Below are 12,809 nucleotides of genomic sequence, written 5' to 3' on the forward strand. Positions count from 1 at the left end.
TTGCGCGGGCGGGCAGAAGGGCAGACGGTGGGAGGTCGGCGATGACCGGTTCCGAGCGGGGTCCCCGCGAGCGCATGGTCTTCAGCGCCGCACAGCTGATCCGCCGCGGCGGCGTCACGGCGACGGGCATGCGCGAGGTCGCCGCCCACGCGCAGGCGCCCCGCGGGTCGCTGCAGTACTACTTCCCTGGCGGCAAGGAACAGATGGTCAACGAGGCCGTCGGCTGGGCCGGCCGCTACGCCGGCAACCGCGTGGCCCGCTTCCTCGCCGCCCTGCCCGAGCCGACTCCCGGCGGGCTGTTCACCGCCATGGTCGGCCAGTGGACGGACGAGTTCCTGACCTCCGGCTACGACGCCGGCTGCCCCGTCGCGGCCGCCACGGTCGACTGCGCCGGGACCTCCGAGGCCACCCGTACCGCGGCGGCCGCCGCCTTCGCGACCTGGACCGGGCCCGTCGCCGGGGCACTGGAGGAGATGGGTGTGCCGGCCGGGCGGGCGGCGTCGCTGGCGACGCTGATGATCAGCGCCGTCGAGGGCGCCGTCGTCATCGCCAGGGCGGAGCGCGACGTACGCGCCCTGACCACCGTGGCCCGTGAACTCGGCCCGCTGCTGGACGCCTCCGTGGCACCGGAGCGCTGAGCCGTCTCGACGCGCCGGGACTCCGCCCCGGCACTACGGTTTGACCAACGGCGTACTCATCCCGGTCGGGGTCGGGCTTGGGTATGGGCAACCCCGGAACCCTGCGTTCCCCTGGAGCGAGAAGGACTCAGGATCATGCCGTATGCAACAGCGAAGGACGGGACCCAGATCTTCTTCAAGGACTGGGGGACCGGGCAACCCGTCGTGTTCTCCCACGGATGGCCGCTGACCGCGGACGCCTGGGACCCGCAGTTGAAGTGGATGGTGGACCACGGTTTCCGGGGCGTCGCCCACGACCGTCGTGGCGGTGGGCGTTCCGGTCAGCCCTGGGAGGGCAACGACCTCGACACCTACGCCGACGACCTGGCGGCCGTGATCGAGGAACTCGACCTGCGCGACGTCATCCTGGTCGGGCACTCGACCGGTGGCGGCGAGGTCACCCGCTACATGGGCCGGCACGGGACGGGCAGGGTCGCCAAGGCGGTGCTGGTGGGCGCGATCCCCCCGCTGATGCTGAAGACGCAGGCCAATCCCGAGGGCCTTCCGATCGAGGTCTTCGACGAGATCCGCGAGGGCGTGGCCACGGACAGGTCCCAGTTCTACAGGGACCTCAGCGCCGCGTTCTACGGCGCGAACCGCGAAGGCTCGACCGTCAGCCAGGGCACCCGCGACGAGTTCTGGCTGTGGAGCATGACGGTGGGCATCAAGGGCGCCTACGACTGCGTCAAGGCGTTCTCCGAGACGGACACCACCGAGGACCTCAAGAAGATCGACGTCCCCACGCTGATCGTGCACGGCGACGACGACCAGATCGTGCCCATCGTGGCTGCCGGTGCCAAGAGCTCGAAGCTGGTCAAGGGAGCGGTTTACAAGGTGTACGAGGGAGCCCCGCACGGGCTGGCGATGGTGCCCAAGTTCGCCGAGCGGTTCAACGCCGACCTGCTGGACTTCGCGCGCGGCTGAGCCGTCCGCGGCGCCGCGCCCGCGCCCTGACCCGCGTCACCCCGAGCGCGACCGGTCGCGCGCCGCACGACTCCGGTCCCCCGGCGCCCGGCCCGGCCGGTCCGCCCGGGCCGAGGGCACCGGCGGCGGTCCGGTCCGCGTCTCCCCGCCGGGCGCACCCCGCCCGTGACGGCGGCGCCGGACGCGTTCACCGCGGGCCACCAGCCGGAGCCCGGCCAGCACGGCGAAGCGGTCCTGCTGCGCCCGGGCGGCCTCGTCGAGCTCCTCCATCAGCCGGTGGGAACGGTGCTCCAGGGCCAGCTCGTCCAGGATGCGGTCCACCTCGGCGAGCAGGGACCCGTGCAGTTGCCAGGCCCCCGGATGCTGCCGCACGCGGTCGAGCAGCATGTCGGCGGCCTTCTCCCGGCTCGCGCGGGCCGCCGCGAGCTCCGCGGCCAGCCGGGCCTCGGCCTCCTCCGCGTTGCTGCTGACCTGCGTGGTCACCAGGACGGCGAAGCTGACGAGCGCCCCGCCGAGGTGGGCGAAGAGCTCCTCCAGGGCGACCGCCACATCGCGGTCGAACAGCGGCTCGTCCGCGCCGCGCCGCTTGGCGAGATCGGTCAGCGACCGCGCCAGGACGCGCAGGACCACCACGCAGATCTCCAGGGTGTCGAGACCGGTCCGCAGCACCACCCGCGACAACAGCGCTTCCCTGACCCGGGGATTGAGCCGCAGGCTGTCCTCGGCCCGGCGCAGCGCGGCGTCCACCTCGGCGACGTCCTGGTCCAGCCGCCGCGCCTCGTGCAGCCGTGCCGCGGCACGCTCCACCGCGGCGGGGGAGTCCAGTTCCTCGGCGCAGCACAGCAGGAGATGACGCATACGGCGGGCGAGGTCCTCGATCGACGCCCCGGCGGTCCCCACCCACACGGGCGGCGCGAACAGCACGTTGAGCAGCAGGCCCACCCCTGCCCCGATGAGGGTCTCCAGCACGCGGTCCCATGCCTGCTCCGTCAACTGGCTCACCCCGAGCACCAGCATCGCGCTGATGGCCACCTCGTTGACGAACTCCTCGACCCGCACGAACTGCCCGATGGCCAGCGCCGCGAGGATGATCAGCCCCAGGCTCCACCACGTCAGGCCGACCAGCGCGCTGAACCCGACGGCGATCAGCACACCGACCACCACGGAGTTCACCCGGCGGATGCCGGTGGTGAGCGTGGAGTAGAGCGTCACCTGCACGACGAGCAGGGCGGTGAGCGGCGCCGTCAGCGGGGCAGACTCGCTACTGACGTGCACGGCGATCACGTAGGAGATGGTCGCGGCGACGGTGGCCCGCGCCGTCAGGGTGACCACCGGGTCCCGGCTGCGGCGGGCCAACCAGGTCACGGCATCACATATAGGCATCTTCTGCCTTTTCCCGAACAAAAACCGCGTATACCTGCGGATGTCGCTCCCGGTCCCCGGGCATCGGGTCGGGGCCGCCGCAGGAACCGGTGGCTACGCCGGGAAGCTGTCGAGCGGCGCCGCCTCCAGCAGTGCCGTCAGTTCCGCGCGGTGCAGGCCCGCTATCGGGGCCACCAGGTCCGGGTGGCGCAGGAGGGCGGCCGCCGCGCGGTCGTGGGCGCCGGGGGTGGTGAGCCGGAGGGCGTCACCGGCGAGGGAGGCACCGTGTTCGGTGGCCGCGAGGGCCGTCACCGCGGAGGCGGCCAGCTCCGGGTCGGCGAGCAGGCAGGCCGCCCAGCTCACGACGACCTCGTCCACCCAGGTGCGCCAGCCGGCCTCGACGTCTGCGGCGTCCTCGTCGACGACCCCGGCGCCGGCGACCCGGTCCAGCCCGTCGGCGCCGCCGGGCGGCAGCAGTCCGAGCAGGGCGGCGTCCACCGCCGTCGGGTAGCGCAGGGCGGCGGCGACCATGGCGGCCTGGCGGGCCTGCGCCTCGGCCAGCGCACGGCTGAGGGCTCCGCCGGTCGCCGGATAGGCGGCCAGCAGCCACCGGGTGGCCGCGGCGATGACCGACGAGAACTCACTGTGCATGCCGAACGAACCGTCCTCCGTGCGCGTGGGTGCCGCGCCCGTCCGGCGCGCGGCGCGGCCAGCGTACGCAAAGTCGTGCTTTCGCGACATGAGCCGCATCACGCCGGCTCCGGGCGAGGACCCGGCGCAGGGTTCCCGGAGGAACGGGGACCCTGCGCCGCCGCCCCTGCGGCCGGAGGTCAGGACCGGCCGCGGCCGCTCACGAAGTCGCGGGCCCGGTCGACGAGGCCCGCGCCCGGGGCGAGGAGCTTGTTGGCGGGAGGGGTGTGCGGTGCCGCCGGGTGGGGCCGGGTGGGGGCGAGGGACTTGGCGCGGCGCACCTTGTCGCCCAGGTCGTCGAGCGCCTCGGGGGAACAGGCGCTGCTGAGCCCGGGGAAGAGCGTGCCCTCCTCGTCCTGGACGTGCGCGGTGACCTCGTCCATCAGCCGCATCAGCAGGGGGTGGAACCGGCCGTCGTTCGGTGGCAGCTGCTCCAGCTCCTTCAGCAGTTCCTCGATCCTGGCGTGGTCCGCGATCTCCTTGTCCGCGATGCGGTCCCCGCCCTCGACGTGCTCGCGGACGGCAGGGTAGAGGTACTGCTCCTCCGCCACCGAGTGCCGCACCAGCTCGATGGTCACCTCGTCCACCAGCTCCCGCAGCGCCGGGTCGCCGGTCGACATCGACTGCATGCGGTCGAAGATCTCCTCGACCTCGCGGTGGTCGGCCAGCAGCTCAGCGATCACGTTTCCGCCGTGTCCCATTCCCTCACGCCTTTCCGTGCGGCAGTACGGCCCGGGCGTGCGCCGGGGCCGAACCCCATGCATTCCACCCTGCCGGTGCCGAGCCCACCCGGGGACGCGGTCACCACCCGCCCGGCGGCACCTGATCACAGGCGCCCCCGCGGCCGGCGGTGCGGGTCCGCGCGGGCGATCAGGAGGGCGACGTCGTCGTGGTCGTCGGCGCCCCTCAGCTCCCGCAGGAGCCGGTCGCAGGTCTCCTCCACCGAGGCGTCCGGTGTGCGGAGCAGGGTCAGGAGCAGTTCGAGGCGCTCGTCGATCGGGTCGTCGCGGGTCTCCACGAGCCCGTCGGTGTACAGCACGAGACGGTCCCCGGGCGCGAGCGTGATGCTCGTGCTCTCGAACGGCACGCCGCCGACGCCCAGGGGCGTCCCCGTCGGCAGGTCGAGCAGTTCGGGGGAGCCGTCGCCGTGCACCAGGACCGGGGGCAGGTGCCCGGCGGTCGCCAGGTGGCACTCGGCCGTGCGCGCGTCGTACAGGGCGTACACGCACGTCGCGATGTACGGGTCGAGGCCGCGCGTGATCTTGTCGAGGTGGCCCAGCACCGTGGCCGGGTCCAGGTCGAGCTCGGCCAGTGTCGAGGTGGCGGTGCGCAGCCGCCCCATGGTCGTGGCGGCGTCGATGCCGCTGCCCATGACGTCGCCGACGACCAGCGCGGTCCGCTCGTCGTCGAGCGGGATGACGTCGTACCAGTCCCCGCCCACCTTGCTCCTGGCCTGCGCGGGCCGGTAGCGGGCGGCGACCTCCAGACCGGGATGGTACGGCTGCGGCTCCGGGAGGAGGCTGCGCTGCAGGGTCTCGGCGGTGTTGCGCACCTGCTGGTACCAGCGGGCGTTGTCGATGCACACGGCCGCACGCGCGGCCAGCTCGCAGGCGAGGGTCAGGTCGTCCTCGTCGAAGGAAGCGTGCGTACGGGCCCGGCTCATGCCCAGCACGCCCAGGACCTCGCCGCGGGCGATGAGCGGGATCGCCATGCACGAGTGCACACCGGCGTCGGCGAGGAGCCGCGCCGATTCGGGGTCGGGGGTGATGCGCTCGAGGTCGTGCTGACCGGCGTGGGCGATCATGTGCGGGCGGAGCGTGCGCACGCACTGGGCGGAGAGATGCTCCGCGTGGTACGTGACGACCTCGCCCGGGGCCGGGACGGCGCGGGCCGCCTCCGTGGCGTAGGCGGCCCTGATCGCCAGGGAGCGGAACACCGGCGGGTCCTGCCGGCCGGCGGGGGCGCGCTGGTCCAGGACGCTGTCGAGGATGTCGACCGCCGCCAGGTCCGCCAGGTCGGGCACGACGACCTCGACGAGTTCCCGTACCGTCGGCTCGACCTCCAGGGCGGTGCCGATGCGAGCGGAGCCGTCGGCGATCATCGCCAGCCGCCGCCGGGCCCGGTCGGCCTCCGCGGCCGCGCGGTGCCGCTCGGTGATGTCGACGACGACCTCGGCGAGGCCCAGCACGTGCCCGCGGTGGTCCTCCAGCCGGTAGAGGGACACCGCCCAGGCGTGCTCGCTGCGCGGGTCGGACGGGGTCCGGCCGACGGTGTAGCGGTCGACCATCGGCACCCCCGACGCCAGCACCTGCCGCATCTCCGCCTCCACCGCCCGGTAGTCGTGGCCCGGGAGGACGCTGCGGAACGGCCTTCCCAGGTGGTCCTGGACCGAGGTGCCGTGGAACCGCGCCAGCGCGGGGTTGAGGCTGAGGTACCGCAAGCCGGTGTCCAGCACGGCGATGCCGATCGGCGACTGCGAGATCAGCCGCGTGGACAGGGCGACCTCCTGCTCCACCTCGCGCATGGTGGACTGGTCGGTGGCGAGCCCGAGGATGTAGTAGTCGCCGAGGCTGTCCATCAGCCGCATGTTGCGGAACTCCACCAGCCGCCGGCTGCCGTCCTTGCGGCGCACCGGGAAGGACCCCGCCCAGCTCTCGCCGGTCTTCATGATCTCGGAGAACAGCCCGATGACGAGCTTGCGTTGCGCGTCGTGGACCAGCAGGTGGGCGGCGTACTGGCCGACGGCCTCCTCCGCGGTGTAGCCGAACAGCGCCTCGGCCTGCGGGCTCCACATGTCCACCCGGCCGTCGCCCTCCAGGAGCACCGCGGCCACACCCAGGAGGTCCATCAGCCCGCTCGGGCTCGTCGAGACCCCGTCCAGCCGCTCCGGGCCGGTCGTGTACCGATCCGTGTCGCTCATGGTGGGCGCCTCTTCCGCCTGCCGTTCCGGCCGGTCGGTCCGCCGTCCCCTCTCGCCCGTGCCGACGCGATTCCATGGTCCCCCCGAAGACGCGGCGGCGCACCCCTCGCAAGCGCCCCTCCCGGGGCCGCCCGGACGCGCCGTCCCCGGCGGGCGTCGGCTTGCGGGGACTGTGAGGGGGACGCACACAATGGTCAACAGGTGGGGCTTCTGAAGCGACCGGCGACGCCGTCCGGCCGGGGTGCCGGCCCGGGACGAGTGGAGGAAAGCCCTGTGAGCGTTCTACCGCCCTCGCTCGCCCGCCCCGAGGGCCCGCCCTCGGGCCCGCTGTCCGGACCGGACGGGACCGACGAGGCGAGGGCACCCGGCCAGGACCGGGACTCGCCCGGACGGCGGCGCCGGACGCCGACGGTCGTCGTGGGCGGACCGCCCCCGCCACCGGGTGGACCACCGGACGACGGCGGCGGAGGGGGCGGGGGCGGGGGAGACGGCGGCGGGGACGGCGGAGGACACGAACGGCCCTGGTGGCGCTCGGTGCCCAAGGTGGCCGCGATCACCGCGGCGGTGGTGGCGGCGGTGGCACTGGCCGTGGTGTTCACCCGGCCCGGCGGCGTCTCGGGCGGGAAGCAGGGCGAGCTGTTCCTGCAGACGGCGGGCAGCGCGGGACCGAACCCGTTCACGGGGTCGACGGCCGAGGAGACCGCCGCGCCCTCGGCGACACCGGCACTGCCGACCCCCTCGACGACGGGGGGCACCGTACGGCAGGTCTACAGCGGCGGCATGCCCGGTCTGTACGGCGGCACGCGCGACGCCGCCAGCTGCGACGTGGAGAAGCAGATCAGCACCCTGTCGTCGGATCCGTCGAAGAACAGGGCGTTCGCCTCGGTGCTGGGCCTCACGCCCGCGGGTGTCCCGGCGTACCTGCGGGGCCTGACCCCGCTCCAGCTCCGCGCGGACACGAGGGTCACCAACCACGGCTACCGCGACCGCAGGCCCACCGCCTTCCAGTCGGTGCTGCAGGCCGGGACCGCGGTCCTGGTGGACGACCGGGGGATGCCCCGGGTGCGCTGCGCCTGCGGCAATCCGCTGACCGGTCCGGTCGAGCAGAGGGACGGCGCCAGGACCGTCGGCCGGGCGTGGCCGGGTTACCAGCCGTCGAGGACGGTGGTGGTGGCCCCGGCGCCCGAGCCGGTGAAGAAGTTCGTGGTCCGCGACCCGGGCACCGGCGAGTGGTTCACCCGCGACAGCGGCGACGGCAAGGCCTCCGGCGACGAGCGGACCACACCCCCGCAGAACGCGCCGACCGGCAGCCCGTCCGGCAGCCCGTCCGGGTCGCCGCAGGGCGGCTCACCGGCCGCCCCGGACGAGGGCGGCGGTTCGACGGGCCCCTCCACACCGACGGGGGAACAGGGCAGGACCGCCCCGCAGTCCCCGCCGCCCGGCACGGGCCCCGTTCCGCAGAGCCCGGCCCCCGGCACCCCCGGTCCGCCGGGAGGGGAGAGCCCCCCGCCCGGCGGCACCGCCCCCGGACAGCCGTCCGGCCCGGCCGCGTCCTAGGACGCGGCCGGGCCGGGGTCGCCGTGCCTCAATGCGTGGTGAAGTCGGCCATCATCGCCATGTCCTCGTGCTCGAGGTTGTGGCAGTGGATCATGAACTTGCCGGCGTAGTCGGTGAAGCGGACCGCCACCTCGACGGTCTCGCCCGGGCCCGTCGCCACCGTGTCCTTCCAGCCCGCGTCGAACGCGCCCGGCTTCTTGCCGTTGCGGGACAGCACGCGGAAGGCGTCCAGGTGCACGTGCACCGAATGGAAGAACACCGAGGTGAACTTCCAGATCTCGATCGTGCCGAGCTTCACCTGGGCCAGCGCGCGCCCGGGCTTGTACGGCAGGCCGTTGATCGTCCAGCCGTCCCGCGAGTGCCGGAAGGCGAAGGTCCGGTGCGCCACGGCCTTGCGGGGGTCGAGGACGGTGGCCGGGTAGCGCGACAGCCGCTTGGGGATGTGGGTGTCGTCGTGCGGCTTCCGGGACGACGGCGAGACGTCGAAGCGCATGACCTGCGCGGTGCTGCCGCTGCCGTACCGGTTGACCAGGCGCACCTTGGTGCCGGGCCGGTAGCGGGCGAAGTCCACGATGACGTCGAAACGTTCGGCGGGGGCCATGCGCAGGCTGTCGTGCGCCAGCGGGCTGCCCAGCAGTCCGCCGTCGCTGCCGATCTGCAGCAGGCCCTTGCCGCCCGGCGGCGGGGGGTCCAGCTCCAGGCGGAAGTCCCGGACGTTGCAGCCGTTGAGGAACCGCAGCCGGTAGCGCTGCCGCTTGACCCGGTGCACGGGCCACGGGGCGCCGTTGACCAGGATGACGTCGCCCATCATGCCGAAGTGGTGCGCGTGCACGACGCCGGGCTTGTGCATGCCGGAGTCGGCCGCGGGGTACATCAGCGCCCCGTTCTCGGCGAACGCCCGGTCCGCGAGCAGCAGCGGGATGTCGCGGGAGCCGCGCGGCAGGTCGAGCTGGTCCTCCTCGTCGTCGGTCAGGAGGTGGAACCCGGCCAGTCCGCGGTACACCGACGGGCCGGTGTAGCCCATGCGGTGGTCGTGGTACCAGAGCGTCGCCGCGCGCTGCAGCATCGGATACGTGTAGCTGCGCTGGCCGTGGCTGAGCTGGCCGGAGGAACCGTGCATCTCCGGCATGCCCTCCATCGCGTCGGCGTACGACATGCTGCTGCCGACGGGCATCGTCAGGTCGATCGGGTAACCGTCGCTGTCGGAGGGCGTGTGGCCGCCGTGCAGGTGGACCACGGTCGGCTGGGGCAGCTCGTTGCGGTGCGTGACGATCGCGCGGCGCCCCGAGCGGGAGACGAGCGTGGGGCCGGGGAAGAGGCCGTCATACGTCCAGCAGCTGGTGCGCAGTCCCGGGAGGATCTCCAGTTTCGCCACGCGCTGGGTCATCTGGTAGTAGTCGGTCGTCGCGGTCCGCAACATGGGCTCGAGGACCGGCGGGACCGGCAGGGGTACCTGGTACGGGCGCGGGAGCCGAACCTTGCTCCGCAGGATCCCGCCCGGTGGTACATCGGCGAGCGGTGTGCCCGCCCAGGCCCTGCTCGTCGCGCCCGCCCCGACGACGGCCGCCCCCGCGGCGAGAAAGCGGCGCCTGCCGATGCCTTCGATCACGTAGGGCTCCAAAATGTGACGATTTGCGCAATTTATTGGTCGGCGTCACAATAGCCCGCCGGAGCCGCACGCGACGGCGCCACACGCGGGCCCCGCGAACAACCTTCGGAGCGGCCCGCCACCCGTCCGGCCCCCGATCCGGTCCGCCACGCGCCTGGGTCACGCCCGCCTGCGGCCCCCTCCCACGGTGTCGTGGCGGGGGTCCAGGACACCCGCGGCGATTCCGGCCAGGACCAGTCCGGCCGCCATCAGCAGCCCCTGCGGGAGCACGATGCCGACGAGGATCCAGGCGAGCGCCACCGCCAGCAGGAACCAGCCCAGCCGCCGCCGGTACTCGCGCGGCGCGCACGGGCGCCCGGTGCGCAACCCCTCGGCGAAGCGGGGGTCGGTGCGCCGGGTCTCGGCCTCGATGTCCTCGATGGCCTTGTGTCGGTACGGCATGGTGTCCTCCTCCCGGAGCCGGGTGGGCCCTGTCCCCTCCACCGTCGCCCGCGCACACGCACGGAACCATCGGGGCCGGCACCCAATCCCGGGGCGCGGAAATGGGTGCCGGCCCCGATGGCGGCGGCCCCCCGGCCCGGCGCAGGCTGGAAGCGGGACCCGGGTACCCACCACCCACGGCGGGAGCAGCGCGGCAGGGCACGCGCAGGACGTCACGGCGATGGCGGCGGGGACAGTGGAGGAAAGCCCCCGAGGAAGGCGGGACCATGTCGCTGTACTGGCGGATCTTCCTGCTGAACGGCGCGGTGCTGGTCGTCGCCACGGTTCTCCTGCTCGGCCCCGTCACGGTCTCCACCCCCGTGCTGCTGGGCGAAGCGCTGGTGCTGGGCGTGGGACTGGTCGCGATGCTCGTCGCCAACGCCCTGCTGCTCCGGGTCGGGCTCGCACCGCTGCAGCGGCTGAGTCGGGCGATGAACTCCGCCGACCTGCTCCGCCCTGGGGGCCGCCCCGCCGTCACCGGATCGGGGGAGATGGCCGCATTGATCACGACCTTCAACACCATGCTCGACCGCCTGGAGTCCGAGCGCGCCACCACCAGTGCCCGCGTGCTGTCCGCCCAGGAGGACGAACGGCAGCGCATCGCCCAGGAGCTCCACGACGAGGTCGGCCAGACCCTCACCGCCGTCGTCCTGCAACTGGGACGCAGCGCCGACCTGGCCCCCGATCCCCTCAAGGACGACCTGCGGCAGGTGCAGGAGACCACCCGCGCCGGACTCGACGAGATCCGCCGCATCGCGCGCCGCCTGCGCCCCGGCGTCCTGGAGGAACTCGGCCTGCACAGTGCCCTGCGCGCCCTGGCCGGCGAGTTCACCGCCCCCGGACTCACGGTCGTGGACCGCTTCGGCCCCGCGCTCCCCGCGTTCGACCACGAGACCGAGCTGGTGCTCTACCGGGTCGCCCAGGAGGCGGTCACCAACGCGGCCCGCCACTCCTGCGCGGACCGGGTGGAGATCCACCTGGGCGCCGTTCCCGGCGGCGGGGCCGAACTCCTGATCAGGGACAACGGCAAAGGCATCGGCGAGGTCCCCGAGGGCGCCGGGATGCGCGGCATGCGCGAACGCGCCCTGCTCATCGGCGCCCGCCTGGCGGTCGGTGCCGCCCCCGGCGGCGGCACCGACGTCCGCCTCGGCGTACCCGCTCCGGCGTCGGACGGCCCGCGATGACCGCCCCGCCGCCCACCCGGATCCTCCTCGCCGACGACCACGCGCTGGTGCGGCGGGGCGTCCGGCTGATCCTCGACGGCGAACCCGACCTGACCGTCGTCGCCGAGGCCGGTGACGGCGCCGAGGCCGTCGCCAAGGCCCGCGGGGAGCAGGTCGACCTGGCCGTCCTGGACATCGCGATGCCCCGGATGACCGGCCTGCAGGCCGCGCGGGAACTGAGCAGGCTCCGCCCCGACCTGCGCATCCTCATCCTGACCATGTACGACAACGAGCAGTACTTCTTCGAGGCCCTCAAAGCCGGGGCCAGCGGGTACGTCCTGAAGTCCGTCGCCGACCGCGACCTGGTCGAGGCCTGCAGGGCCGCCGTGCGCGACGAGCCCTTCATCTACCCCGGCGCCGTCACCACCCTGATCCGCACCTACCTCGAACGTGCCCGCCAGGGCGAGCCCCTGCCCGCCCGGGCCATCACCGAACGCGAGGAGGAGATCCTCAAGCTCGTCGCCGAGGGCCACACGTCCCAGGAGATCGCCGGCCTGCTGTTCATCAGCGTCAAGACGGTCGAGCGTCACCGCGCCAACCTCCTGCAGAAGCTCGGCCTGCGCGACCGACTGGAACTCACGCGCTACGCGATCCGGGCCGGGCTCATCGAGCCCTGACCACGACGGCGCTCAGGAGCCGACGGACCCGGCGGACCCGACGAGGAGCTTGTCGACCTCGCCCAGGAAGGCGTCCAGGTCTTCCGGCGTGCGCGAGGTGACCAACGGGTACCCCGCGGAGGCGTCGCTCACCACGGGTTCGTCGACCCAGGACACGGCACCCGCGTTGAGCAGGTCGGTCCGCACCGAGGCGTACGAGGTCAGCGTCTTCCCCTTCGCGACGCCCGCCTCCACGAGCGCCCACGGACCGTGGCAGATCGCCGCGATCGGACGCCCCGACGAGGCGAACGCCCGCACGACGTCCATCGCCTTCCCCTGGAGGCGTAGGTTGTCGGCGTTGATCGTGCCGCCGGGGATGAGCAGCAGGTCGAAACCGGCGGGATCCACCTCGTCGAGGGTGACGTCCGGCTCCACGACCTTGCCGGGATCCTTGTCCCCGACCAGGGTGCGTACGGCGTCGCGGCGCGTCGCGGCGACGGTGACCTCGGCGCCCTTGTCACGGAGGTGCTCGACGGGGACGACCAGCTCGTCCTGCTCGACCCCGTAGTTGGAGACGACCGCCAGGACGCGGCGGCCGCCCGCGAAATCTGCAGCCATGGGTTTTTTCCCTCTTCTGTGTGCTTCTCGTGCGATAAGGGCGCCTGCCCGGGAGCGGGCCCGGGAAACCCGGTCACCGGGGGCCGCCGGAGGCATCCACGAGCAGGACTCACTCGCCGGAGTCGGGGTAGGCGGACGGACGGAAAGCGGAAG

The 12,809-nt window shown here is 73.4% G+C and carries 12 protein-coding genes; 5 read left to right on the forward strand and 7 right to left on the reverse strand.

The window, feature by feature from the left end; translation table 11 throughout:
• Positions 1 to 41: 41 nt before the first annotated feature.
• On the forward strand, positions 42 to 638 hold the full coding sequence (locus OG937_42880; GenBank protein WUD77983.1) for a TetR/AcrR family transcriptional regulator: 597 nt from the start codon (positions 42 to 44) through the stop codon (positions 636 to 638).
• A 135-nt stretch (positions 639 to 773) separates the two neighbouring features.
• Positions 774 to 1,601, forward strand: coding sequence for an alpha/beta hydrolase (locus tag OG937_42885; protein ID WUD77984.1), 828 nt, complete (start codon positions 774 to 776; stop codon positions 1,599 to 1,601).
• A 36-nt stretch (positions 1,602 to 1,637) separates the two neighbouring features.
• Here OG937_42885 and OG937_42890 read toward each other — a convergent pair whose 3' ends face one another.
• The 4 genes from OG937_42890 to OG937_42905 all read right to left on the reverse strand — a co-directional run bounded on the left by OG937_42890 (position 1,638) and on the right by OG937_42905 (position 6,573).
• Positions 1,638 to 2,984 (reverse strand): aromatic acid exporter family protein, encoded by a 1,347-nt coding sequence (locus OG937_42890; GenBank protein WUD77985.1) that lies wholly within the window; start codon positions 2,982 to 2,984, stop codon positions 1,638 to 1,640.
• A 93-nt stretch (positions 2,985 to 3,077) separates the two neighbouring features.
• Positions 3,078 to 3,614 carry a hypothetical protein gene (locus OG937_42895; protein WUD77986.1) on the reverse strand — a complete coding sequence of 179 codons (537 nt, stop codon included), beginning with the start codon at positions 3,612 to 3,614 and terminating at the stop codon, positions 3,078 to 3,080.
• Between the two features lie 179 nt (positions 3,615 to 3,793).
• On the reverse strand, positions 3,794 to 4,354 hold the full coding sequence (locus OG937_42900) for a hemerythrin domain-containing protein (GenBank protein WUD77987.1): 561 nt from the start codon (positions 4,352 to 4,354) through the stop codon (positions 3,794 to 3,796).
• 125 nt (positions 4,355 to 4,479) lie between these two features.
• Positions 4,480 to 6,573: a SpoIIE family protein phosphatase gene (locus tag OG937_42905; GenBank protein WUD77988.1), complete on the reverse strand. Its 2,094-nt coding sequence runs from the start codon at positions 6,571 to 6,573 to the stop codon at positions 4,480 to 4,482.
• A 273-nt stretch (positions 6,574 to 6,846) separates the two neighbouring features.
• Here OG937_42905 and OG937_42910 point away from each other — a divergent pair, with 273 nt between their 5' ends.
• Complete coding sequence (locus OG937_42910) at positions 6,847 to 8,130, forward strand: hypothetical protein (protein WUD77989.1); 1,284 nt, start codon at positions 6,847 to 6,849, stop codon at positions 8,128 to 8,130.
• A 28-nt stretch (positions 8,131 to 8,158) separates the two neighbouring features.
• Here OG937_42910 and OG937_42915 read toward each other — a convergent pair whose 3' ends face one another.
• Together OG937_42915 and OG937_42920 are read right to left on the reverse strand one after the other, a co-directional pair.
• Positions 8,159 to 9,739, reverse strand: a complete 1,581-nt coding sequence (locus tag OG937_42915) for a multicopper oxidase domain-containing protein (protein ID WUD77990.1) — start codon at positions 9,737 to 9,739, stop codon at positions 8,159 to 8,161.
• 159 nt (positions 9,740 to 9,898) lie between these two features.
• Positions 9,899 to 10,180 (reverse strand): DUF3040 domain-containing protein, encoded by a 282-nt coding sequence (locus OG937_42920; protein WUD77991.1) that lies wholly within the window; start codon positions 10,178 to 10,180, stop codon positions 9,899 to 9,901.
• Between the two features lie 266 nt (positions 10,181 to 10,446).
• On the opposite strand from OG937_42920, the gene OG937_42925 reads away from it, so the two are divergent.
• Together OG937_42925 and OG937_42930 are read left to right on the forward strand one after the other, a co-directional pair.
• Complete coding sequence (locus OG937_42925; GenBank protein WUD77992.1) at positions 10,447 to 11,403, forward strand: HAMP domain-containing sensor histidine kinase; 957 nt, start codon at positions 10,447 to 10,449, stop codon at positions 11,401 to 11,403.
• Entirely contained in the window at positions 11,400 to 12,059 is a 660-nt protein-coding gene (locus OG937_42930; GenBank protein ID WUD77993.1) for a response regulator transcription factor, read from the forward strand. The genes OG937_42925 and OG937_42930 overlap by 4 nt, the downstream gene beginning before the upstream one ends.
• Before the next feature lie 12 nt (positions 12,060 to 12,071).
• Here the strand turns inward: OG937_42930 and OG937_42935 are convergent, their stop codons facing one another.
• Complete coding sequence (locus OG937_42935; GenBank protein ID WUD77994.1) at positions 12,072 to 12,656, reverse strand: type 1 glutamine amidotransferase; 585 nt, start codon at positions 12,654 to 12,656, stop codon at positions 12,072 to 12,074.
• Positions 12,657 to 12,809: the final 153 nt, after the last annotated feature.

Source organism: Streptomyces sp. NBC_00510 (assembly GCA_036013505.1).
Classification (GTDB): domain Bacteria; phylum Actinomycetota; class Actinomycetes; order Streptomycetales; family Streptomycetaceae; genus Actinacidiphila.